The organism is Pseudomonas benzenivorans (assembly GCF_033547155.1).
Taxonomy (GTDB): domain Bacteria; phylum Pseudomonadota; class Gammaproteobacteria; order Pseudomonadales; family Pseudomonadaceae; genus Aquipseudomonas; species Aquipseudomonas benzenivorans_B.
This window is the reverse complement of sequence record NZ_CP137892.1, coordinates 1,116,568-1,139,230: the sequence shown is the minus strand read 5'-3', so window position 1 is coordinate 1,139,230 and position 22,663 is coordinate 1,116,568. Positions and strand designations below refer to the sequence as shown.

The window sequence follows — 22,663 nt, the reverse complement described above, 5'->3', positions numbered from 1 at the left end:
CACGCGGCGCCGTTTCAGACCACGAAGTGGCGCACCATCTCGCTCATTTCCCCGGCCAGCCCGGCGAGCTGGCGGCTGGACGCCTGGGTCCGATCGGCGCCGCTGGACGTCAGCGCGGCGACCTCGCGGATATTCAGCAGGTTGCGATCCACCTCGCGCGCCACCTGCGATTGCTGCTCGGTGGCGCTGGCGATGCACAGGTTGCGCTCGTTGATCTCGGTGATGGCGCCGACGATGCGTTGCAGCGCCGCGCCGGCGGCGCGGGCCACCTCCAGGGTCTCGCGGGTTCGCCCGTCGCTGCTGCGCATGGCCTGCAGCGCTTGCTGGCTGCCCTGCTGCACCGCGCCGATGATGCTTTCGATCTGCTGGGTGGAGTCCTGGGTACGCCGGGCCAGGGCCCGCACCTCGTCGGCCACCACGGCGAAACCGCGGCCGCTTTCGCCGGCCCGGGCCGCTTCGATCGCCGCGTTCAGGGCCAGCAGGTTGGTCTGCTCGGCGATGGCGCGGATCACGTCCAGCACCGAACCGATGTCGTCGATGTACCCGGCCAGGGCCTGCAGCGCCTGCGCGGTCCGCTCGATGTCGGCGGCCAGGGCCTCGATGGCCGCGACGGTGCGGACCACGCTGTCCTGGCCCTGGCGCGAGCACTGGTCGGCCGAACGCGACACCTCGGCGGTGGATACCGCGTTGCGCGCCACCTCTTCGATGGCGGTGGTCAGCTCGGTGACGGCGGTGGCGGCCTGGTCCAGCTCCTCGCACTGGCGTTGCAGGCCCTGGGACGCGCCCTCGGTCACCGTGCTCAACTCCCCCGAGGCGCTGGCCAGCTGCTGCGAGGAGCTGACGATCTGCTCGACCGTGGCGCGCAGGTCGCTCTGCATGCGTTGCAGCGCCTGCAGCAGGCGCGCCGCCTCGTCGCTGCCGACACTGGTCAGCGGCCGGCTCAGGTCGCCCTTGGCGATGCGCTCGGCGGCGGCCATGGCCTCGTTCAGCTGGGCGAGCAGGCGCAGCACGATCAACGCCGCGACGCCGCCGCCGAGCAGCAGCAACGTCAGCAGCGCGGCGGACATCAGCAGGCTGTGGCGGCGATGGTCGTCACGCCGTTCGCCCAGTTTCTGCTCGAGCGCGGCCAGGGCGGCGTCGCCGATGGCCTGCAGGCCGTCGATCGGCCGCGCATAGGCGGCCAGGTAATCGGCCAGCGGGTAGCTCAGCTTCAGGCCGGCCCCGCCGCTGGAGAAATCCAGCTCCAGCGCCGAGATCAGCTGCTGGTCGGTCAATTCCAGGGCCTGCTGCGACTGCGCGTTCAACGCCTGCAGCGGCGCCTCCAGCAGGGCCGCGAGCGCCGGGTCGGCGGCCGTCGCCTTGGCGAAGGCGCGGCTCATCCGCTCGGCGCTGGCCAGCGCCTGGGCACTGAGCCCCATCAGCGCACCCTGCTGCTCCGGCAGGATGTGCCCCTGGGCCAGATACAGCGCGCCGTAGCCGCGCAGCCGGCCGAACAGCTCGGCCGCCTGCGGCATCTCGATCAGCGCCGCGTTCATCAGCGAATAGGTATCCAGAACCGGATCCAGGGCCAGCTCGAAGCGATCGAGCAGCGCATCCTCGAGCAGCAGGCTGGCGGCGATCAGTTGCCCATGGTGTTGCAGGCTTTGCCGGGCGCCGAGCTCGCCCTGCTCGAGCTGCGCGGACAACTCGCGCCATTGCTCGCCCAGCTGCTGCCAGGTGGCCAACAGATCGGCGCCGACATCGGCCGCGTGCAGCGCCTGCTCGCCCGCCTCGAAGGCGCGCTGCAGCTCGGCCTGCTTGGCCTGGCGCGCCGCCTGCAGGCTGGCGTCACCGCCGAGCAGGCTGGCGCTCAGGTCGCGGTGCTGCTGGGTCAGCGCGACCAGCTGCAGCAGCGCCCGCACCGGCGCCACGCCGCGCAGCTCACGCTCGGCCTGGCGGCCGCTTTTCAGCGTATCGAGCAGATACAAGCTGGTCGGCACCAGGATCAGGCCGAGGGCCAGCGTACCGAGCAAGACGAACTTGCCGGTGAAGGACAGGCGTTGCAGAACGTTCATGGCAGGGCTTCCGGCTGCGCTCGGGCCCGCGAGCAGGCTCGTCGGTCCGGCTTTTAGGGTTATGGTTTCTGGCGATGTTCCCGTTATTGGCAGATGCCGCGATCTCCCCCCGGCTTCGCGGATAAATCCGCTCCTACAGGCGTACGACAGTCGGTTCGCGCGCGGCCGACTAGGCCTTGAGCGAACCCAGCAGGCCGTCGAGAAAGCGCTCGCCGGCGTCCATCTGGCTCAACTCGACGAATTCGTCGGGCTTGTGCGCCTGCTCGATGGAGCCGGGACCGCAGACCACCACCGGCACGTCCAGGCGCTGGCTGAACAGCCCGCCCTCGGTGCCGAAGGACACCTTGGCGCTGCCGGTATCCGCCGGGGCGAAGTTCTTCAAGAAGCGCACGGCCTCGACGCTGGGGTGGGTATCGAGGCCGGGATAGACGTTCAGCGTCTCGATCTCGATGGCCGCGACGGACGACAGGCGCCTGGCCTCGGCGACTATCGCCTCGGCCTGCTCGCGCATCCGCTCGATGAACTGGTCGAGGTCGTCGGCCGGCAGGTTGCGCACCTCGAAATCCAGGCTGCACAGGTTCGGCACTATGTTCAGCGCCTTGCCGCCGGCGATCTGGCCGACATGCACGGTGCTGTAGGGCACGTCGTAGGCGGCGTCGTGCGCGCCCTGCTGCTCAAGACGACGCTGCCCTTCGCGCAGCGTGGCGATGAAGTCGCAGGCCAGGTGGATGGCGTTGGCCGAGCGCGGCGCCAGCGAGGAATGCGCCTCCTGGCCGCGGCACAGGGCGCGGTAGGAGCCCTTGCCCTTGTGGCCGAGGACGAACTGCATCTCGGTCGGCTCGCCGACTATGCATAGCATCGGTCGCACCGGCGTCAGGTGCAGCACGTCGAGCAGGCGGCGCACGCCGACGCAGCCGATCTCCTCGTCATGCGACAGGGCCAGCTGCAGGGGGCGACTCAGCGAGCTGTCGGCGGCATCGAGCATGGCGTCGACGGCCAGGGCGATGAAACCCTTCATGTCGCAGCTGCCGCGGCCGTAGATGCGCCCGTCCTTCACCGTCGCCTGGAACGCCGGCAGCGTCCAGGCCTGGCCGGCGGCGGGCACCACGTCGGTATGCCCGGACAGCAGCACCCCCGGCACGTCGCGCGGGCCGACGCTGGCGAACAGGTTGGCCTTGCGCCCGCTCTCGTCCTTGACGATCAGCGACTCGATGCCCTTGCTCGCCAGCAGCTCGCGAACGTAGTCGATCAGCACCAGGTTCGATTCCGCGGAGACGGTATCGAAGGCGATCAGCCGTTTGAGGATGTCCAGCGCCCGGGCTCTCATGATGCTCTCCTCTGCTGCTCGGTGTAATCGGCGAAACGCCCGATGTGAAAAGGCGCGATGGATGTACTGGTACTGCCGGTACTGATCAACTCGGCCATCGAGTCGCCCACGCCTGGGCCGAGCTGGAAGCCGTGGCCGCTGAAGCCGAAGGCGTAATAGAGTCCGTCGACCTGGCCGCTGGGGCCCATCACCGGCAGGGAGTCCGCGACGTAGCCCTCGATACCGCTCCAGGTACGGATGATGTTCAGCTTGGCCATCTGCGGCACCAGCCGGCGCATCTGCTGCATCTGCTTGAGCAGGCTCTGCGGATCGAACTGGGCGCGGCGCTCAAGCATGTCCGGCTGGGTGTGGTGGCAGCCGCCGATGATGATGTTGCCGCGGGGGATCTGGCGGAAGTACAGCACTTCCTCGGGGTGCTTGGTGTACACGCCGATCACCGTTTTCAGCGCATAGGGCACCGGCTCGGTGACCGACATCTGCGGGCCCTTGGTGATCAGCGGCACCGGCTCGCCGAACTGCGCGGAGAGCTTCTCGCCCCAGGCGCCGGCGGTGATCAACAGCTGCTCGGCGCAATACCGGCGACCATCGCTGGTGGTCACCTGGAATTGCCCGCCAACCTTCTGCACCCGGGTCACTTCGCAACGCTCCTCGATACGCGCGCCAGCGCGGCGCGCGGCGCGGGCGAAGGCCGGGGCGGCTAGGCGCGGGTTGGCGTGGCCGTCGTGCGGCGCGTAGGAGCCGCCCTTGACCTCCGGGCCGAGGAACGGGAAGCGCTCGTGCAACTCGCGGCCGCTATAGATCTGCAGATCCAGCTCGCGCGCTTCGGGCGCCGCGGCGTAGGCCTCCAGCTCGGCGATCTCGTCCTCGCGGTAGCAGACCCGTAGGTGCCCGCTGGGAATGAACTCCAGGTCGTCGTCGATCAGCTGCGGCAGGCGCTTCCACAGCGCGAAGGAGCGGTTGGCCAGCGCCAGCTGGCCGAGGAAACGCCCCTGGCGGCGCACATTGCCGAAGTTCACCCCGCTGGCGTACTGGCCGATCATGTCCCGCTCCAGCAGCACCACCGAGCGCCCGCGCCGACGCAGGAAAAATGCCGAGGCCGCACCCATCAGGCCACCGCCGACTATCAGTACATCGGTTTGTTCGACGCTCACGGCGACACCTCATCGACCTGCTTGATGTCCTCGGTCAGCATCGACAGCGGCTTGACCGGTGCCTGACCACGCTGACGGCCGACCGACTCGACGGGGACGCCAGCCGCCGCGGCGATCACCTCGGCACCGACCTGCGAGCAGTAGCGGCCCTGACAGCGGCCCATGCCGACCCGGCTGAAGGCCTTGGCGCGATTGACCTCGCAGGCGCCCTTCGCGCGCACCGCGTCGCGCAGCTCGCCGGCGCTGATCATCTCGCAGCGGCAGACGATCGCCGCGTCCGCCAGCGCGCCGGCTTGACCCGCCGGCCAGGGAAAGGCCTGGTACAGGCCGCGGCTGAACTGCTCCATCACCGCCAAGGCCCTTCTCTGCTGGGCCAGTGCCTCGCCGCTGACCTGCTGCCCCATGTCCTGCAGCAGCGCCATGGCGGCCAGGCGTCCGGCATGCTCGGCGGCGTCGGCGCCGCGGATGCGCGTACCATCGCCGGCGGCATACACGCCCTCGACCGAGGTGCGTCCCTGTTCGTCGATGTCCAGCACCCACTGCTGCGAGGGTTCATGAAAGCGCATACGGCAACCGGCCAGGTCGGCCAACTGGGTTTCCGGGCGCAGGTGATAGCCGAGGGCGACCGCATCGCAGTCGATCTGCAGGCTGTCGCCCGGTGCGGTGCGCACCCGTACGCCGCTGACGCCGCTGGCCGCATCGCCCAGCACCTGCTGGGGGACGACCCCCAGGTGCAGCGGGATTCGTGCCAGATAGAGCTTGGCCAACAGCTTCATCCCAGTGAACAGCACCGCGGGGCGGGCGAGCAATTTGGGCAGGGCCGCGATGCGCTTGCGCAGCGGCGAAGTGTCGAGCACCGCGGCCACCTCGGCGCCGGCCTTGAGGTACTGGCTGGCGACCAGATACAGCAGCGGCCCACTGCCCATGAACACCACCCGCCGGCCGATGGCCACCGCCTGCGCCTTCAGGGCGATCTGCGCGCCGCCCAGGCTGTACGCGCCGGCCAGTTGCCAACCCGCGACCGGCATCAGCCGGTCGGTGGCGCCGGTGCAGAGAATCAGTGCGTCGTAATCGACGCTCGTGTGCCTGCCCTGGCTGACACAATGCAGTTGCCCCGGAGTCAGGCTCCAGACCAGGGTGTCGGGGCGGTAGTCGATCTGCTCGCGCAGGCGGTCGAAGCTGTCGTGCAGCGCCTTGGCCTTGTCCGCCTCGCTGCCGTAGAGGGTGGCGTAATCGCGGCGGAAACCCTCGGGCTGGCGGCGGTAGATCTGCCCGCCGTCGCGGCGATTTTCGTCCAGCACGATCGGCCGGATGCCGGCGGCCACCAGGGTCTCGGCGCAGCGGGTGCCGGCCGGGCCGGCACCGACTATCACGACGCGCACCTCCTCGTTGTGAAGATCTTTCAGCCGCGCAATGGCCATACCGCCTCCGGTTCCCTGGTGACGATATCCAGCCCTTCGCGGACTTCGTTGGAGCAGGCGCGCAGGCGCTCGCCGCTGCGGGTCCAGACCCAGCAGTCCTGGCACGCGCCCATCAGACAGAATCCGGCGCGACTCCCCGGGTCGAACTCCGACTGGCGCAACGCCGCCACCCGGGTCAACAGTGCCACCATCAGGGTATCGCCCTGCAAGGCCTCGACCGGCTCGCCGTCGACCATCAGCCTGACCGTCGGTCGATCGAGTTCGGCCAAGCGCATGAAACGCCCGCTCACGCGTAGGTACCCACCAGCTTGATGCTATTCACGCCCTGCTGCGCCTTGAGCAGCTCGGCGCTGCCGTGGTGGCAGAGCACCTCGCTGCCGCCGGCGATGCCGCTGCGCGGCGGCATGCTGCGATTGCACAGGCCGTCGACCCGCACCGGGCAACGGTTGAGGAAGGGGCAGAGCTTGACCCCGGCGGCCGGCTCGCCGATTCGCGGCAACGCGGCGTAGTTGGCCCCGCAGCTCTCCAGCCAGCCCTGGCGCAGCTCAGGCACCGAGTTGATCAACAGGTCGGTGTAGGGGTGGAACGGCACCTGGGCGAAGGCCTGCTGGTTGCCCGCCTCGACCTTGTGTCCGCTGTACATCACCACGATGTCGTCGCACAGCGCGCGCACGGTGGAGATGTCGTGGCTGATAAAGAGGTAGGAGACCCCCAGCTCGCGACGCAGGTCGCGCAGCAACTCGAGGATCGCGGCGCCGACCACCGTATCCAGCGCCGAGGTGACCTCGTCGCAGAGGATCAGATCCGGCTCCGCCGCCAGCGCCCGCGCCAGGTTGATGCGCTGCTTCTGGCCGCCGGACAGCTCGCCCGGGCGGCGCTGCGCGATGCTCGCCGGCAGCTGCACCAGGTCCAGCAGCTCGGCCATCCGTCGTCGCTGCTGCGCGCCCTTCATGCCGTGGTAGAAACGCAGCGGGCGGCCGAGGATATCCTCGATGCTGTGCTTGGGATTGAGCGCGGTGTCGGCGTTCTGGAACACGTACTGCACGCGGCGGAACTGCTCGCGCGTGCGCCCGGCCAGCGAGCGGCTGAGCGGCTGGCCGTCCAGCAGGATCTGCCCGGCGGACGGTTCGGCCAGGCCGGCGATGGCCTGCGCCAGAGTGGTCTTGCCCGAGCCCGATTCGCCGATCACGCCCACCGCCTCACCGCGGCGGATCTTCAGATCGACACCGTGCAGCACCTGCTTGCTGCCGTAGCAGATATCCAGGCCCCGCACCTCGAGCAGCAGCCCCTCTTCCGCGGCAGCGATCTCCTGTTCACCCACGGTGTTCGCCGCCGGCTTCATCGCCGCCAGCAGGCTGCGGGTATAGGGGTGCTCGGGTTCTTCGAGGATCTGCTCGGTGCGGCTGTTCTCCTGGATCTGGCCATCGCGCAGGACGATGATGCGGTCGGCCATCTGCGCCACCACGGCCAGATCGTGGGACACGTAGATCGCCGTGGTGTCGCGCTCGCGCACCACCTGCTTGAACGCGCGCAGCACTTCGATCTGGGTGGTGACGTCCAGCGCCGTGGTCGGCTCGTCGAGAATCACCAGCGCCGGATCGGTGATCAGCGCCATGGCCGCCATCAGCCGCTGCAGCTGCCCGCCGGAGACCTGGTGCGGGTAGCGCGCGCCGATGCGCTCGGGCTCCGGCAGCGCCAGCGCGCGAAACAGCTCCACCGCCTTGGCCTGCGCCTGCTGCCGCGTCAGCACGCCATGGATCAGGGCGCTTTCGATCACCTGTTCCATGATGCTCTTCGACGGGTTGAACGCCGCGGCCGCGCTCTGCGCGATATAGGCCACGGTGCGGCCGCGCAACTTGGCCAGCTCGGCGTTCGACAGCTTGAGCACGTCGACGTCGCCGATGCGCACCGAACCGCCGACGATGCGGCAGCCGGCGCGCGCGTAGCCCATCAGCGACAGCGCGATGGTGCTCTTGCCCGAGCCGGACTCGCCGATCAGCGCCAGCACCTCGCCCTTGTTCAGGCTGAAATCGGCGCCGTGCACGATGGGGACGTCGATGCCTTCTTCGTTGCGTGCGGCCACTCGCAGACCGCTTACCCTGACGATTTCGTTCATCTCACTTCTCCGTCTCGCGCTTGGACCGACCGCCGAAGCTGTCGATGAGCAGGTTGACCCCCATGGTCAGGGTGGCGATGGCGACCGCCGGTACCAGCACGGCCGGAGCGCCCTCGCCCAGACCGAGGATGTTCTCGCGCACCAGCGAGCCCCAGTCGGCATCCGGCGGCTGGATGCCCAGGCCGAGGAAGCTCATCGCGCTGAGCAGCAGCACCACATACACGAAGCGCAGGCCGAAATCGGTCATCACCGGGCGCAGCATGTTCGGCAGCACCTCGATGAAGATGATGTAGGGCATGGCCTCGCCACGGGTGCGGGCGACCCGGACGAAGTCCATGGTCATGACGTTCACCGCCGAGGCACGGGCGATACGGAAGGAGCCCGGCATATAGGCGAAGGCGGCCATCAACAGCAACACCGGTACCGAGGAGCCGAACGAGGCCACCATCAGCAGGGCGAAGATCTTGTTGGGAATGGCGATCAGCGTGTCCTGGATGCGGCTGATGGCGGCATCGATCCAGCCACCGGAGGCCGCCGCCACCAGGGCCAGGACCAGGCCGGCCGTGCAGGCCAGCGCCGTTCCCAGCAACGCCACGCCGATGGTGTAGGGCGCCCCGTGCAGCAGCCGGCTGAGAATGTCGCGGCCCAGGAAATCGGTGCCCAGCGGATACTCCAGGCTGAGCGGGCCGAAGAAGTCGTCGCTGACCAGGGCGTTGGCATCGTGGGGCGCGATCAGCGGACCGATGAAGGCCATCAACCCCCAGAACGCCACGAGCAGCAGGCCGATGACACCGCCGACGGACAACGAGAAGCGGCGCTTGCGGGTCACCTGGGCGGGCGCCTTGTCGTGCTCCAGCCCATCCGCCGGCAGCGCATTACTCCTGCCGCCCGCTACGCTCGCTTTCGGTGGAATAGTGTTCGGTTTCATTTACGCAGCCTCGGGTTGGAAAGGATTGCACAGAGGTCGGCGAGCAGCACCAGCACCAGAAAACCAAGGCTAAACAGCATCACGCACGCCTGTACCAGCGGGATATCACGGGTAATCACGCCGTTGACCAACAGCGTCGCGACGCCCGGATAGTTGAAGATCGACTCGACGATGACCACGCCGCCGAGCAGGTACGACAGGCTCAGCGCCACGGCGTTGGCGATCGGCCCGATCGCATTGGGCAGCGCATGACGCAGCACCACGCGGATCGGTCGTGCCCCTTTGAGGATCGCCATTTCGACATAGGAGCTGCTGAGCTGATCGATCACCGCCGCGCGGGTCATGCGCGCCATCTGTGCGGTCAGCACGCAGCACAGGGTCAGCACCGGCATGGCGTAGACCTGCACCAGCTCGCCGAAGGTCTCGACCTCGACGTCGCGCGACAAGGCCGACAACCAACCCAGCTTCACGGCGAAGATCAGCACGGCGATGGTGGCGATGAGAAATTCCGGCACGGACACGGCGAACACCGCCGCCATGTTGCTGTAACGGTCGAAGATCGAGCCGCGGTACATCGCCGAGAGGATGCCGATGGTCAGCGCCAGCGGCACCGAGACCAGCGCGGCGATCGCTGCCAGGCGCAGGCTATTGGGCAACCGGCCCGCGATCATTTCGTCGACCGCCATGCCGTTGACCAGGGAAATTCCGGGATTGCCGGTAACCAACCCGCCCAGCCAGTTCAGGTAACGCAGGTGCAGGGGTTGGTCCAGACCTAACAGCGCGCGCAGCGCCGCCACCGCCTCTGGAGTCGCTTCCTGACCGAGCTGTTCCTGAACCGCATCACCCGGCAGCAAGCTGGTGAGAAAAAACACCACCAGCGACACGATAAGCAGTGTGAGCACACCTATAGCCAGCCGACTGGCAACAAGGCGCGCAATAGTGCTGTTCATAACTGAACCCTTTTATTCTATGGCACCGCCTGCGATTCCCTGCAGGCGGCGCCATGGTTAGCGAACCGGCGCTCAGGCATCCAGCCAGACGTGTTCGGCGAACATGTAGCCCATCAGGCCGCCGAGCGGATGCGGCGAGAGTCCTTTCAGCTTGGCGTTGTGGCCGTCGAGGCTGCTGTTGAACTGCGGGATGCCGATACCGCAGTGCTCATGCACCAGCACCTGCATGTCGGCGTACATCTGCTTGCGCTTGGCGTCGTCGGTTTCGCCGCGGGCGGCAAGCAGCAGCTGGTCGAACTGCTCGTTCTTCCAGCCCGACTCGTTCATGCCGGCGTCGGATTGGAAGAACAGGCTGAACATCAGGTCGGCGGTGGGCCGCGTACCGATGTTGCCGAAGCCCAGCGGGTGCTTCATCCAGTGGTTGGACCAGTAGCCGTCCGACGGCACGCGTTTGAGATCGAGCTTGAGGCCGATCTGCTGGCCCGACAGCTGCAGCAACTGGGCGATATCCACCGAGCCGGTCGCAGCATCGGAACACACCAGGGGCAGGGTGCGTCCGGCCATGCCGGATTTCTGCAGGTGGAACTTGGCCTTCTCCGGGTCGAACTCGCGTTGCGGCAGACCGGCGAAGTAGTAACGGTTGCTCGGGGCGATCGGCTGGTCGTTGGCGATGGCGCCGTAACCGCGGAAGGCGACCCGATTGATCTGCTTGCGATCGAGCAGGTGCTTCATGGCCAGGACGAAGTCCGGGTTCTGCACCGGGCCCAGCTCGTCGCGCAGCACCAGGTTGGTGTAGCCACCGGTCTTGGTCTCCATCAGGGAGACCTTGGGGTTGTCCTGGATGCGCGAAACCGAACGCGGGTTGATCGGGTTGATCAGGTCCACGTCACCGGCCAGCAGGGCACTGATGCGCGCCGCCTCGTCGGGAATGGCGAAGAACTCGATCTCGTCGAGGTAGGGTAGACCCGGCTTCCAGTAGCTGTCGTTGCGCTTGGCGATCGAGCGCACACCCGGCTGGAACTCGGCGCACTTGAACGGCCCGGTGCCGTTGGCAAGGGTGAAATCGGTGGTGCCGTCGCGCACGATGAGGAAATGCGTGGTGGCGAGCAGGGCCGGCAGGTCGGCGTTGGGGCTGCTCAGGCGGATCTGCACCTCGTGCGGGCCGACGGCCTTGACCTCCTCGAGCTGCTTGGCGATGGTCAGCACCTTGGAACCGAGCTCCGGCACCTTGTGACGGTTCAGCGAGTAGATCACATCGGCCGAGGTGAACGGCTTGCCGTCATGGAACACCACGTCCTTGCGCAGCTTGATGGTCCAGGAGATGGCGTCGCTGGTATCGAACGATTCGGCCAGGGCCATGCGCGGCGTCAGCTGATCGTCCAGCGTGGTCAGGCCGTTGTAGAACATGTTGTGGCGGCAGTAGTCGGTGTAGTTCCCGCCCTTGGCCGGATCCAGCGTATCGGCGGTGGAACTGGTGGCGCTGGCGACCTTGATGCGGCCACCGCGCTTGCCCTTGCCGGTGCCGGTGCCGGTGCCGGTGGCAGTCGAGGCGAATACCTCGCCTGCTGGGCCGAACAGGCTGCCTGCGCCGGCTGCGGCGATGCCGGCCAGACCCAGCATGCGCAGCGCATCGCGGCGCGACATGCCGCGATTGAGTCCTTCGAAAATCCGTTGGCTTTCCGGACCACTGATCAGCTGGGGTTCGGTTTTATTCTTGTTGTCAGTCATATCGTTCTACCTGTCGATAGTGGGAAGGTTCGAATGCCCGCTTGAGCGGAGCGACCTGGTAACGCAAAACGACGGTGAATCAACAATCTCTCGCTGGTGCCGGTAACTCTCCTTAACCCTGAAGGCGTTTAGTGCAAGTAATCCTGAACCCGGTAATAGGCGCCCACCAACGGCAGGAACCATGGCTTGCCGAAGTGGCCGGGAATCGCCGGCCAGCTCAACTCGCCCCAGGGATTGGCCTCGGCCTTGCCGTCCATCACCTCGGCCATCACCTGGCCCATGTGCACCGACATCTGCACCCCATGGCCGCTGTAGCCCATGGAGTGGTATACGCCGCCATGCTGGCCGGCGCGGGGCAGGCGGTCGGAGGTCATGTCCACCAACCCGCCCCAGCAGTAATCGACTTTCACCTGGGCCAACTGCGGAAACATCTGGGTCAACGCCGCCTGCAGCACCTTGCCGCTCTTCACGTCGGAACTGCCGCCGGACATGGCGAAGCGTGCCCGCCCGCCGAACAGCAGGCGGTTGTCCGGGGTGAGGCGGAAGTAGTTGCCGATGGTGCGGCTGGTGACGTAGGAGCGGCGCCGCGGCAGCAGCCGCTCGACCATCGCCTCGGACAGCTTCTCGGTGGCGATGATGAAGCTGCCCACTGGCACGATGCGCCGCCGGTACCAGCCCAGGCCGCCGTGCTGGCTGGCGCCGGTCGCCATCAGCACCTGGCCGGCCTGCAGGCTGCCGCGGCTGGTATCGACCCGGTAGCCGCCGGCAGCGGCCTTCCAGCCCTGCACGGTGGTCTGCTCGTAGACCAGCGCACCATGGCGCGCAGCGGCTTCGGCCAGGCCGATGCCGAAGCGGCCGATGTGCATCTGCACCCCGTTGCGCTGCAGCAGGCCGCCATGGAACTCGGCCGAGTCGACTTCGCTGCGCACCTGCTCGGCGGACAGCAATTCGACCTCGGCGTCGACCTCGCGACGGATCACCTCGCAGGTCCGCGCCAGCCCCTCGTAGTGCTGGGGCTTGGCGGCCAGCTTGAGCTTGCCGTTGCGGGTGAGATCACAGGCGATTCGCTCCTGCTCGACCAGTGCGAGCACGCTCTGCACCGCGCTCTCGTAGGCGCGGTAGTAGCTGCGCGCCCGCTCGGTGCCGAGGCTGGCGGCCAGCCCCGCGAAGTCATGGGCGACCCCGGTGCTGCAATGACCACCGTTGCGCCCGGAGGCCTCGCCGATCACCCGGCCGGCCTCCAGCACCGCCACGCTGGCCCCTTTCAGGGCCAGCGCACGGGCCGCCGACAGGCCGGTGAAGCCGCCGCCGACGACCACCACGTCGACCCGCGCCGGAAGCGCCCCGGTCTGCGCCCCGGTAAAGGCGGGCGCCGTGTCGAGCCAGTAGGAATCGCTGTGCATCTCCAGCTCCTCGTGCGAAGTGGCGATCAGAGACCGACCAGGGCAGGCAGGCCGCCGATGTCGGAGATCTGGTGGTAGCCGTAGCAGGCATTGCCCGGCTGTTCGTGACCACGGGCGACGAAGGCCTTGTTCTTGATCTTCATGTCGTGGGCCGACATCAGGTCGTAGCGGAAGCTGGAGGACACGTGCAGCAGGTCTTCCGGGCCGCAGCCGAGGCTGTCGAGCAGGTATTCGAAGGCTTGCAGGCGCGGCTTGTAGGCCTGGGCTTGCTGGGCGGTGTAGACCTTGTGGAAGGGTACACCCAGCTTGTCGACGTTGGACATGATCTGCTCGTCCATCGCGTTGGAGATGATCACCAGCGGAATCTTGTCGGCGATCTTCGCCAGACCGGCCGTCACATCGGCATGCGGGCCCCAGGTCGGCACGGCATCGTAGTAGAGCTGGCCTTCGCCGCGGTACTCGACGCCCCAGCGCTTGCACACCCGAGCGAGGGCGGTCTTGAGAATTTCATCATAGGGCCGCCAGTCGCCCATCACCTGATCCAGGCGATAAGCGGCGAAGTCCTGGACGAACTGGTCCATCTGTTCGGCGGGCACGCGGTCGGCGAACAGCTCGCGGGTCAGCGGACCCATCTGGAAGTTGGTCAGAGTGCCGTAGCAGTCGAAGGTGATGTACTTGGGGCGAAGAAAGCTCATGGCGCAGTCCTGATGTCTTGTTGAAGTTGTTGCAGTCAACATCGACTCCACTCGGGAAACTCTGACGTCGCGCTGCACTGCCTGATCATTACAGCACCATGACGCCAGCAGATGAGGTTAAAAGCGCCGCCCCCTCGACACAAAAAGCCGTTTTACAGGCCGGCCTCAGCAGACTTTGCGGGGCGCCCTCAAAGCGGGCAAAACCGCGGTCCACGCGCCTTTTGTGGGCTGCACAAACGAAACGGGCGCCCATTTGGGCGCCCGTTGCGGTCCTAGCGCAGCAGAATCAACCGATGTCGATCAGCACGCTCTTGTGCCGCAGGTTGGCCTCGAACGCCTCGCTGCCCAGGTCCTTGCCGATACCCGAACGCTTGTAGCCGCCGGTGGGCAGCACGTGGTCGTTGCTGCGTCCGTAGCGGTTGACCCACACCGTGCCGACCTCGAGGCTGCGCACCAGGCGCAGGGCGCGGTTGAGATCGGCGGTATGCACCCCGGCCGCCAGCCCGTAGGTGGGATGCTCGGCGAGCTGCAGCGCCTGCTGTTCGTCGTCGAAGGTCTGGATGGTCAGCACCGGGCCGAACACTTCCTCGAGCACCGCCGGGTTGCGGCTGTCCGCCACGCTCAACAGGGTGGGCTGGTAGTAGGCACCGCCGAGGCCGTCGATCGGGCCGCCGCCTTCCAGCACCTCGGCACCGGCCTGGCGCGCGCGCTGCACGATGCCGTCGATGCGCTCGCCCTGCTGGCGCGAGATGATCGGCGACAGGCTGGTCTCCGCCGACCAGGTATGCCCCGGGCGCAGCTCGCGGAAATAGCCCTGCAGGCACTCGACGAAGGGCTCGAGGATCGAGCGTTCGATGATCAGCCGCGAACCGGAGACACAGACCTGACCGGCGTTGCCGGTGATGCCCATGGCGACGCTGAGGGCGGTCTTGCGCAGGTCCGGCACATCGGCGAACACCAGCTGCGGGCTCTTGCCGCCGAGTTCCAGGGTGACCGGCTTGGGGCCGAACTTGGCGCAGGTCGACATGATGCTCGCACCGGTGCCGGTGGAGCCGGTGAAGGTCACCTTGCCGATACGCGGATGGCGGCACAGGGCATCGCCGGTGAGCCGGCCGTCGCCCTGCACGACGTTGAAGATGCCTGGCGGCAGGCCCGCCTGCACCGCCAATTCGGCATAGCGCAGGATGGAGAACGGAGTCAGTTCCGAGGGCTTGAGCACCACCGCATTGCCAGCCGCCAGGGCCGGTGCGACCTTCCAGTTGGCCATGCTCAGCGGGAAGTTCCATGGCGCGATAGCCCCAACCACACCGTAGGGTTCGGCGATCTGCATGCCCAGACGATCGTGCTGGGTGGCCGCCACCTGGCCGCCGTGCTTGTCCGCCAGCTCGGCGAAGAAGCGCAGCACCTCAGCCACGTAGGGAATATCCCAGGCCAGCACGTCCTTGTGCGGACGGGTGGAGCCGATCGCCTCCAGCGGCGCCAGGGTCGCGGCATCGGCCTCGATCAGATCGGCCCAGCGGCGCAGCACACGGGTGCGCTCGCGCGGCGGACGGGTCGCCCAGTCGCTGCGGCAGAAGGCCTGCCAGGCGTTCTCCACCGCCTCGTCGACCAGCGCCACGTCGGCGATGGGCAACGGCGCGTAGTACTGACCATCGGACGGGCGCACCACCTCCAGCCCCGGCAGGCCGTCGCGGTAGGTTCCGTCAATGAAATGGGCACTGCGTACCTTGACGATGCTGGGGTCGAAGCTGTTCATAAGGGACTCCGGAAAGGGGCCGAACACCGGTTCGGCTACGAATTGCCAGGCCCTCATCGTAGAAAAAATCGGCAGATATTTGCTGCCGACCTTTACCCCCGCTAGAGCAGTAGCTGCGGCCTGCCGGGCCTGCGCTCGCGTAATCTACCGATAGTCCGTTGGGAGCTTATTTCGATTGGGTTTTACGAGGATTGGCGGGGTGCCAATTGGAGGAGGAGCGCTTACCGGCTTAGCACTATCCATGACCGCGTCTACTGAACGTTTGGGTTGCGCCCCTTACGGGCGCCACACCTTTCTTGCTTGCCCAAGAAAGGTGTGCCAAAGAAGGGCACCCGGCATTCGGGTTTCACTGCGCGAAACTTCCCTCGCTCCAGCGCCGCTCCGGGGGCCGGCTTACATGGGCCATCCATGGCCCATTAAGCCTCTCGCCGCATCCCTGCGGCTCGTCCCCCTACGCAACACCTTCACTCGGCCTCCTGACGGGACCAGGTCTCGAGCTTGCGAAATCTCCGGAAGATCAAAGTCGGCGGCGTCTGGCTTTTGCTCTTGAAGCGCGATCTCACAGACGACGCCCAAGTCCCCTTCAGGAGGCCGAGTGGAATCACCATGGAAGGGGTTGAGCGACATGGATGTCGCGAGAGCCACGATGGCCGGGGCCGCCTAGGCAGGGATGGCCCTTCGTCGGTGGGCCGCATCCGGTCGTGCCCCTGGAATGGTGATGGAGCGAGGGGACCCCGGCGTAGCCGGGGCCGTATGAATGGGGTGCCCTTCTCTTTGGTCACTTTCTCTTGGGCAAGCAAGAGAAAGTGACTCGCCCGTAAGGGGCGAAACCAGACCGGAAGATCGACACGCCAATCAACTTGACCAAGCGCCATCAGCAACATCCAAACGCATCCACAAAAATGCGATGAACCCCATCAATACACCACTCGATCACTCCCACTCCGGCCTACCGCTGGCGATGGTATTGAGCGGATAGCCACGCTGATCGAGCGGCTGGCGCAGGACGATACGGCTGGCGAATTTCTCGATGCCGATATCGTCCTCCAGCAGCCGATCCATCAGCGCCTGGAACCAGGTGATGCTGGGCGCCACGATTTTCAGCAGGTAGTCGTAACCACCGCTGACGTTGTAGCACTCGACGATCTCCTGGTACTTGCCGATCCTGGCTTCGAACTTGCGGAAGTCGCGGGGTCGATGGCTGCTGAGGGTCACCTCGGAAAACACCATGACGTGGCTGCCCAGCTTCTCCAGGGCGACCTCCGCGCGGTAGCCGCGGATGACGCCGGCATCCTGCAGGCGCTTGGTGCGCAGCAGGCACGGGCTCTCGCTGAGGGCGATGGCCGCCGACAGATCGACATTCGAACAGCGTCCCTCGCGCTGAAGATGCACGAGAATCTTGATATCGAACGGGTCGAGGGGAGCCGTGGGTCGCATGTCGATTACCTTCGAGGCCGGTTAGCGCGCCGCTGCAGATTGCGCTTCGGTCAGCGCCGCGTCGAGCGTCTCGATCACCATAGCGGCTTGCTCCGCCGTCAGCACCAATGGCGGGCGAATCTTCAGCACGTTGTGTCCCATCGCACAGGCGCTGAGCAGTACGCCCTTGTCGCGCATCAGATTGACCACCCGGGTGGTGAGCTCGCGGTCGGGGGCTCGCGTTGCGCGGTCGGCGACCAGCTCCACGCCGACGAACATGCCCGCGCCGCGTACGTCGCCGATCGCCTCGTGCCGCTCGGCAAGTGCGGCGATGCCGTCGCGCAGGATCTTGCCGACCCTGGCGGCATGCTGCAGCAGGCCTTCCTTCTCGATCGTATCGAGCACCGCCAGCGCCGCCGCGCAGGAGACGGTGTTGCCGGCGAAGGTGTTGAAGTACCTGGAGTTCTTGCCGAACTCGGCCAGCACCTCGGCGGTGGCCAGCAGCCCCGCGATGGGTTGCCCGTTGCCCATCGGCTTGCCCAGGGTGACGATGTCGGGGATCACGCCATGGCGCTGGAAGCCCCACATGTGCTCGCCCGTGCGGCCGAAGCCAGGCTGGACCTCGTCGGCGATGAAAATGCCACCGGCCCGCTTGATCGCCTCGACCGCGCCCTGCAGCAGGCCTGCCGGCTCAGGCAGGATGCCGTCGCTGGTGAACAGCGAATCGACGATCAGGGCCGCCGGCTTGATGCCGTGACGCTGCAAGTCGGCGATCGCCGCCTCGACGTCGCGGGTGAAGCGCTCGCCCAGATCGGCGCCCTCGGCGTGGTAGAGGCGCGGCGCCGGCACCAGGCGAACGTGGGCGCCGAGATCGACCGTCACGCCAAGCGAGGGCGAGAACTTCGACACCGCATCGGTGAAGCCGTGATAGGCGGTCTCGGTGACGATCACGCCGGTGCCGCCGGTGCGCACCTGGGCGATGCGATAGGCGACGTCGTTGGCCTCGCTCCCCGTGCAGGTCAGCATCAGATGGGCGAGTTCGGTCTCGGGCACGGTGGCGAGCAGGCGCTCGGCCAGTTCGAGAATGGTGTCGTGCAGATAGCGGGTGTTGGTCGCCAGGGTCTGCACCTGCCGGCAGATGGCCTCGGTCACCGCCGGGTGGCAATGACCGAGCGAGGCCACGTTGTTGTACACGTCGAGGTAGCGGCGCCCCTGCGGATCGATCAGCCACACGCCCTCGCCGCGGACGATATGCAGGGGATGTTCGTACATCAGCCGATAGGCCGGGCCGAGCAAGGCGTCGCGCCGCTCGATCATCGCCGCGGTCGCGGGGCTCAGGTCGGCGCGTCCGGGGATATAGGCGTTGACCATGTTGAGGTCGGTGGTGCTCTTCATTGGTTTTGTCCTTTGCGTACTTCGCTGAGTAATAGGTCGCGCGCCTGCTCGCGGGAAAGCTCGGCCATCAGCGCCAGCGCCTCCCAGGAGGCGGGGTTGTGGCGCATGATGTAGGCGCGGTTCTCCGGGTAGCGCTTGGCCCGCCATTCGGAAATCAACACGGTGATCAGGTGCCGTGTGGCCATCAGATCGGCAACGATCTCTTGCTCCATGTCGCTGAGCGGCAGCGTGGCGTGATAGGCGCCGACGAACTGCGCCGGGCCCTCGAACGGATCGGCGCAGCCGGCCATGTGAAAGGCCGCCGCCGTGGCGACCTCCCCCACCAGCGGCGCATGCAGCATGTCGCCGAAGTCGATGATGCCGACGATGCGCTCATGGTCCTCGGGTGCGACCAGCACGTTGTAGAGGTGGTAGTCGTTGTGGATGACCTGCGACCTCAGCGCCGGCAGACGCGGCAGTACATGCTCGGTGAAGCGCGCCAGGAACGACTCGGCCAGCGCGCGCCGGGGGCCGTCGCCGATGGCATCGAGCTTGTCTGCCAGGTGGTGCGCCGTGGCAACGTTCCACAGCAGATCGTGCGTCGCCGAAGGGTGGCTGAAATCGCCCAAGGCGAGGTTCAGCTCGGCGAGGAAGGTGCCCATCGCCCGCCGCTGCGCTGCGGTACGCGGGGTCTCGCGGATCTGCACGCCGTCGAGGTAGGTCAGCATGCGCACGCAGGTCTCTACCCCGCCGGCCAACATTACGCTGTCGCGCGCCTGCCCGCCGAGCGTGCGCACCACCCGCGGCGCCGGCAGGCCGGGCGCGACGCGGGCGATGTGCTCGAGCGCGGCGATCTGAAAATCCACTACCGCAACCGGCTCGGATGGATTGCTGATCTTGACCACGTAACGCCTGCCGTCGGCCGTCTCCAGGCAACAGTTCTGGTCGCGCTCGCCCAGCAGTGATTTGAGGCTGCCATCGATGCCGTAGAGACGACGGACCAGGGCCCGCACCTCGTCCGGGGCGAGACTGGGTGCCGCCGTGCTCAACGCCGCTGCCGCCATCGGACGATTGCCGGCCATCACGCCTCCCGCTTCAGCGCAGCGGGCTGGGTCAGGCCATCGAGGCCGAGCAAACCGGGCAGCTGGCGAATGTCGGTCAGGCGGTTGACGCCATAACCCTCGAAACCTTCGAACGAGGGCTCGTGACCGCGATCGATAAAGGCCTTGGCCATGAACCCCAGGTCGTTCGCGGTCATGAGGTCGTAACGATAGCTCGACGAGACGTGCATCATCTGCTCCGGCCCGCAGCCGAGCTGATCGAACATGTATTCGAACATCTGCGCGCGCGGCTTGTAGGCGCGGGCCTCCTCGGCGGTGTAGACCGCGTGGAAAGGCGCCTTGAGATGGGCGACGCTGTGCGGGATCAGATCGACCATCGAGTTCGACAGGATCACCAGCGGGACATGCGGCGCGATGGCCTGCAGCGTCTCGACCACGTTCGGGTGCGGCTGCCAGGTCGGCACGGCCTGGTACAGGGCCAGCGCATCGGCAGGACGATATTCCACCCCGTGTGCCTTGCATGCCCGTTGAATGGAGTTTTCAACAACGTTGAAGAACGGTTTCCACTCACCCAATACTTCATCGAGGCGGTAGAAGCCAAAGCTGTCGAGGAAGGCCGGCATCCGCTCGCTCGGCACGCGATCTGCGAAGAGCTTCTTCGCGGTCGGGCCCATTTCGAAGTTGATGAGGGTGCCGTAGCAATCGAAGCTGATGAATTTCGGTTTGAAGGTCATTTTAGCGATCTCCGGGGTGTGGATGACTTGGTGAGTACAAGTCTATGAATCGCGGCCCTACGGAAATGCTCTATTGGCGGGTGACTCAGGCAGATTCCTGTTCGATAAGGAGCCTGTTGGCAGGATCTGCGGCCAGCCTCGAAAGGCCCGTGATCGCCCGACTTCGTGCTCCCAGGGTTGCCTCTGCAAACGAGGTGTCGGTGTTGCCTGAGGGGCGAAACAGCAGGATCTGCGCAGCCAAGCGGGTTCCGTTCCCTACCCGCTGCCGCCCTGCAAAAGGATTCAGCCCATCCAACGCATCATTGAGACAGCACCAAACGAAAACGCCCCTCCATCAAGGAGGGGCGTTCTTCATCAGGCAAGCCGAGGCTATATCACTTACCCTGCCCGCCTCTTCAGCGCGCCACACGCTTAGTCGGCAGCGCTGTAAACCTCGGCCAGATCGCCCAGGTCCCAGTTGCCACCGGTCAGTACCACGCAGACCTTTTCATCCGGCCGCACCTTGACCACGCCCGCCAGCAGGGCGCCGATGCCGATCGCGGCGGCGGGTTCGGCGATCAGTTTCGCGTCCTTGGCCAGGGCGCGCATGCCCTGAACGATGTGCTCGTCCTCGACCAGGACGATCTCGTCGACGTAGCGCTCGATGATCGGATAGGGGTTCTGCCCCGGCACGCTGATGCGCAAGCCGTCGGCGATGGTGTTCTGCAACGGCAGCGTGGTGCGCTGCTTGTTCAACCGGCTGTGGTAGTACTTGGGGGTCAAGGCCGGTTCGGCGCCGACCACCCGCACCGACGGCTTGGTTTCCTTGATGGCGGTGGCGATGCCGGAAATCAGGCCGCCGCCGCCCATGGGAATGATCACGGTATCCACGTCCTGCAGGTCTTCGAGGATCTCGCAGCCGATGGTGCCCTGGCCGGCCATCACCAGCGGGTCCTCGAAGGCATGCACGGGCACATAGCCGTTTTCCTCGGCGATCTCGTACACCCGTTTCCAGCGGGCCGCGGTGTCGCCATCGAAGAGAATGACCTCCGCACCGAGGGCTTCGGTATTGGCGATCTTGATCTTCGGCGTGGTCACCGGCAGCACCAGAATGGCTTTCACCCCCAGCATGCGCGCGGCGTAGGCGAGCCCCTGGGCGTGATTGCCGGACGAGGTGGCGATGATGCCCTTGGCGATCTCTTCCCTGGGCAGCGAGAGCGTCTTGTTCAGCGCACCGCGAATCTTGAACGCCCCGGTGATCTGCAGGGTTTCGGGTTTCAGATAGAGCTGGCAACCGGCGACCTTCTCTATCTTCTCCGCGCGCAGCAGCGGCGTATGTTTGATATGGGGTTTGAGCCGCTCTTGGGCTTCGCGGATGTCCTGAATGGTCGGATGGTCGCGCATCTAAATGTCCTCTCTCCTACTGCCGAAAAATCATGTTTCAAAGGAACGCAAAGAAGGTTCCGACGTTGTTTTCCAGCGCGTTGCGATAGATCTTTTCGGCCGTGGTGTTGTCCTGGATGGCCATGCCGGTGGAGTCGAAGATGGTTATTTCTTCGTCGTTCTCCCGGCCGGGTTTCGTACCCAGGAGAATCTCGCCGAGCTCGCCGTGGATAGCGTCCAGGCCGATGATCTTCGCGTTCAGCGGGTGCCAGGTTTCGCCTTTGTCGATGCACTGCGAGTTCGAGTCGGTGACGATCTTGGCGTTGCGGAATATCTCGGGCTCGAACTCCTGCTTGCCCTTCATATCGGTGCCGATGGCGACGATATGGGTGCCGGGCTTGACCCAGCTGGCTTCCACCAGCGGGCCCTTGCCACGGGTGGTGGTGATCAGGATGTCGGCCTGCTCGACCGCCTGCTGCTTCGAATCGGCCAGGATCACCGGAATACCGAACTCGCCTTCGATGTCCGCCTTGAAGCACTCGCGCGACTCCGGGCTTCTGCTCCAGGCATGGATCTCTTCGATCTGCATCACCAGACTGATGGCGCGAATCTGCATCCGCGCCTGCTTGCCGGTACCGATGCAGGTGATCTTCCTGGCGTTCTTCCGCGCCAGCGCCTTGACCGAGACGGCGCCCGAGGCCCCCGTCCTGAGACCGGTGAGCAGGCTGCCATCCATCACGCAGATCAGCGCGCAGCTCCTGGCATCGAACAGCAGCACGCTGCCCATGCCGTTGGGCACGCCATGGGCGGTCGGGTTGTCGAGAAAGCCGCCGGACGAGGCCTTCATCGAGATGATTTCATTGCTCTTGCAGTAGCCGACCTTGAAGTCGATTTCGCCTCCGCGCGGCTCCGGCAGGTGTATGCCGATGTAGTCGGGCTGTATCACCTGCCCGCCACTGAAGGCCCTGTAGGCCTCCTCCACCGTGCCAATGACCTCCTTCATAGAGATCAATCTGCCGACCTGTTCTTTGCTGAGCAGCAAGGTTTTCATCTACGGGCCTCGTCGTTTTCTAATCGGGGCATGGATTGGCACGGGCATGGTCACGCCGGATCGCTCGCCATGCTCGGCGCGAATGATTCGAGCGCGCGCGGCCGATTCGCTGCACCCAGTATGCCGCCGAGCGTTC

General features: G+C 66.2%; 18 protein-coding genes and 1 pseudogene. All 19 read right to left on the bottom strand.

Features of this window, described 5'->3' with window-relative positions; all coding sequences use genetic code 11:
- Positions 1-14 precede the first annotated feature (14 nt).
- On the bottom strand, positions 15-878 hold the full coding sequence (locus tag SBP02_RS20875; RefSeq protein ID WP_404824384.1) for a methyl-accepting chemotaxis protein: 864 nt from the start codon (positions 876-878) through the stop codon (positions 15-17).
- A pseudogene (locus SBP02_RS20870) lies at positions 873-1,067 on the bottom strand (HAMP domain-containing protein); the annotation flags it as partial. The pseudogene SBP02_RS20870 and the gene SBP02_RS20875, both read right to left, overlap by 6 nt.
- A 1,156-nt stretch (positions 1,068-2,223) precedes the next feature.
- Positions 2,224-3,381 (bottom strand): acetylornithine deacetylase, encoded by a 1,158-nt coding sequence (gene argE, locus SBP02_RS05285; protein WP_318645351.1) that lies wholly within the window; start codon positions 3,379-3,381, stop codon positions 2,224-2,226.
- Complete coding sequence (locus SBP02_RS05280) at positions 3,378-4,532, bottom strand: NAD(P)/FAD-dependent oxidoreductase (protein ID WP_318645350.1); 1,155 nt, start codon at positions 4,530-4,532, stop codon at positions 3,378-3,380. Before SBP02_RS05280 ends, argE begins: the two co-directional genes overlap by 4 nt.
- Positions 4,529-5,953, bottom strand: coding sequence for an FAD/NAD(P)-dependent oxidoreductase (locus tag SBP02_RS05275; RefSeq protein ID WP_318645349.1), 1,425 nt, complete (start codon positions 5,951-5,953; stop codon positions 4,529-4,531). The genes SBP02_RS05280 and SBP02_RS05275 overlap by 4 nt, the downstream gene beginning before the upstream one ends.
- Positions 5,935-6,243: a (2Fe-2S)-binding protein gene (locus SBP02_RS05270; RefSeq protein WP_318645348.1), complete on the bottom strand. Its 309-nt coding sequence runs from the start codon at positions 6,241-6,243 to the stop codon at positions 5,935-5,937. The genes SBP02_RS05275 and SBP02_RS05270 overlap by 19 nt, the downstream gene beginning before the upstream one ends.
- Positions 6,240-8,069 (bottom strand): ABC transporter ATP-binding protein, encoded by a 1,830-nt coding sequence (locus tag SBP02_RS05265; RefSeq protein WP_318645347.1) that lies wholly within the window; start codon positions 8,067-8,069, stop codon positions 6,240-6,242. Before SBP02_RS05265 ends, SBP02_RS05270 begins: the two co-directional genes overlap by 4 nt.
- Position 8,070: 1 nt before the next feature.
- Entirely contained in the window at positions 8,071-8,997 is a 927-nt protein-coding gene (locus SBP02_RS05260) for an ABC transporter permease (RefSeq protein WP_318645346.1), read from the bottom strand.
- Entirely contained in the window at positions 8,994-9,947 is a 954-nt protein-coding gene (locus SBP02_RS05255; protein ID WP_318645345.1) for an ABC transporter permease, read from the bottom strand. Before SBP02_RS05255 ends, SBP02_RS05260 begins: the two co-directional genes overlap by 4 nt.
- Before the next feature lie 72 nt (positions 9,948-10,019).
- Positions 10,020-11,675, bottom strand: coding sequence for an ABC transporter substrate-binding protein (locus SBP02_RS05250; protein WP_318645344.1), 1,656 nt, complete (start codon positions 11,673-11,675; stop codon positions 10,020-10,022).
- Between the two features lie 128 nt (positions 11,676-11,803).
- The gene (locus SBP02_RS05245) at positions 11,804-13,078 is read right to left on the bottom strand and encodes an NAD(P)/FAD-dependent oxidoreductase (protein WP_318645343.1); all 1,275 of its coding nucleotides are present in this window, start codon (positions 13,076-13,078) and stop codon (positions 11,804-11,806) included.
- A 26-nt stretch (positions 13,079-13,104) separates the two neighbouring features.
- Positions 13,105-13,773, bottom strand: a complete 669-nt coding sequence (locus tag SBP02_RS05240) for a haloacid dehalogenase type II (protein ID WP_318645342.1) — start codon at positions 13,771-13,773, stop codon at positions 13,105-13,107.
- Between the two features lie 286 nt (positions 13,774-14,059).
- Positions 14,060-15,529 carry an aldehyde dehydrogenase family protein gene (locus SBP02_RS05235; protein ID WP_318645341.1) on the bottom strand — a complete coding sequence of 490 codons (1,470 nt, stop codon included), beginning with the start codon at positions 15,527-15,529 and terminating at the stop codon, positions 14,060-14,062.
- 933 nt (positions 15,530-16,462) lie between these two features.
- On the bottom strand, positions 16,463-16,966 hold the full coding sequence (locus SBP02_RS05230) for an Lrp/AsnC family transcriptional regulator (protein WP_318645340.1): 504 nt from the start codon (positions 16,964-16,966) through the stop codon (positions 16,463-16,465).
- Between the two features lie 21 nt (positions 16,967-16,987).
- Positions 16,988-18,340 carry an aspartate aminotransferase family protein gene (locus tag SBP02_RS05225; RefSeq protein ID WP_318645339.1) on the bottom strand — a complete coding sequence of 451 codons (1,353 nt, stop codon included), beginning with the start codon at positions 18,338-18,340 and terminating at the stop codon, positions 16,988-16,990.
- Positions 18,337-19,401 (bottom strand): phosphotransferase, encoded by a 1,065-nt coding sequence (locus tag SBP02_RS05220; RefSeq protein WP_318645338.1) that lies wholly within the window; start codon positions 19,399-19,401, stop codon positions 18,337-18,339. The genes SBP02_RS05225 and SBP02_RS05220 overlap by 4 nt, the downstream gene beginning before the upstream one ends.
- Positions 19,401-20,114 carry a haloacid dehalogenase type II gene (locus SBP02_RS05215; RefSeq protein ID WP_318645337.1) on the bottom strand — a complete coding sequence of 238 codons (714 nt, stop codon included), beginning with the start codon at positions 20,112-20,114 and terminating at the stop codon, positions 19,401-19,403. Before SBP02_RS05215 ends, SBP02_RS05220 begins: the two co-directional genes overlap by 1 nt.
- Positions 20,115-20,525: 411 nt before the next feature.
- Positions 20,526-21,497: a threonine/serine dehydratase gene (locus SBP02_RS05210; RefSeq protein WP_318645336.1), complete on the bottom strand. Its 972-nt coding sequence runs from the start codon at positions 21,495-21,497 to the stop codon at positions 20,526-20,528.
- Positions 21,498-21,534: 37 nt separating this feature from the next.
- On the bottom strand, positions 21,535-22,527 hold the full coding sequence (locus SBP02_RS05205; RefSeq protein WP_318645335.1) for an ornithine cyclodeaminase family protein: 993 nt from the start codon (positions 22,525-22,527) through the stop codon (positions 21,535-21,537).
- Positions 22,528-22,663: the final 136 nt, after the last annotated feature.